The organism is Emticicia sp., assembly GCF_049241225.1.
GTDB lineage: Bacteria > Bacteroidota > Bacteroidia > Cytophagales > Spirosomataceae > Emticicia.
Map to the genome: position 1 here is coordinate 1 of NZ_JBMLRC010000434.1, position 1,454 is coordinate 1,454.

General features: G+C 39.1%; 1 protein-coding gene and 1 pseudogene. Both read right to left on the reverse strand.

Features of this window, described 5'->3' with window-relative positions; genetic code table 11:
• Positions 1-230 (reverse strand): annotated as a pseudogene (locus ACOVO2_RS22625) (xylose isomerase); the annotation flags it as partial.
• 108 nt (positions 231-338) lie between these two features.
• Positions 339-1,454, reverse strand: a 1,116-nt coding sequence (locus ACOVO2_RS22630) for a 3-dehydroquinate synthase (protein ID WP_421772153.1), incomplete at its 5' end; no start/stop codon positions are given.

Below are 1,454 nucleotides of genomic sequence, written 5' to 3' on the forward strand. Positions count from 1 at the left end.
TAGCAGTCGTTTGCTTCGAGCCAATTTTTGAAAGTATCAAAATTAGATTTTTCCGATAAATCAATGCTTGCTTGATTAGCCAGTCGCAGGCCAATACCCATCTTGGTATCTGGACAAACAGCCGCTTTTATTTCGGGAATACTGCTTTGAAGTACCGAAAAATGAGAACCCCATTCTTCGCCTGGGTGAATATTGCTACAATAAGAAAGGTGTCCGTATGGAGTTTGCATTTTTGTCTATTATTTGAAGATAACCACGGAGGCACGGATTGCATAGATTTTAACGGATGTATCTCTATGTAAATCTATGAAATCCGTGCCTCCGTGGTAAATGATATGTTAATCAAGCGTTAATTTCAATTCATCAACGGCCTGTTTCATTAGCTCAAAATCTACTTCGTGAATCTCTCTGCCTTTGCCCAGTTTTTCTAAAATCGTGATAGTAAGTTGTCCGCCCAAGTGTTCTCTAAACTCATTCAAACCTTCCCATAAATTTAATTTGTTGTTCTCACCGAGTTTTTCGTGGTAAAGCGTGAAACCAAGATTTTTGAGCAAATGAATGATTCGGTTTACTTCTTCTTGTGAAATAAGGCCTAAAAGTTGCGAATAAATCGAATCAAGAGCAATTCCGATGGCAACAGCTTCACCGTGTCGAATCTCGAAATTGGTTAAATATTCCAATTTATGAGCCGCCCAATGTCCAAAATCCAACGGTCGAGCCGAACCCATTTCAAAAGGGTCGCCACTCGAAATATGATTGGTATGTAATGCTGCCGAACGAAAAATTTGTTCGTACATTACTTCCATATCACGATTGGCCATTGCATGAGCGTTAGCTTCAAGCCATTCAAAAAATGCTAAATCTTTTATCAATGCCACTTTCACAGCTTCCGAAATTCCCGAACGCCAATCACGGTCAGAAAGTGAGGTCAAGAAGTCAGAGTCATTGAAAACCGCAACGGGTGGAGAAAAAGTGCCAAGAAAGTTTTTCTTTCCTAAGAAATTAACCCCATTTTTTACACCAACACCCGAATCATTTTGAGAAAGAACCGTTGTGGGAATGCGTATATGTTTTACGCCTCGGTGAGCAATCGTTGAGGCATAGCCAACCATATCCAAAAACGCTCCTCCACCGATGGCTGCCACAAACGAATGGCGGTCGATGCCGTATTTATTGATGGCCAAAAGCGTTTGGTCTAAATACTGCGTATCATTTTTTACGATTTCGCCACCTGGCATTACCAAAATTTCATCAACTAAAATAATATTCGGGTGATTCTTGAAGTAAGATTGAATAGAACCTGCTAACGAAGGATGGTTTTCGGCTACTCCTGCATCAATTAAAAACAAAATTTTCTTTTGAAATCGAGTATCACCAAAATTTGTTAGAAAATCACTAAACTCTTGATTATCAGATGAAAAAAGCCCTTTCGTAAAAACAATATTAAATGAATA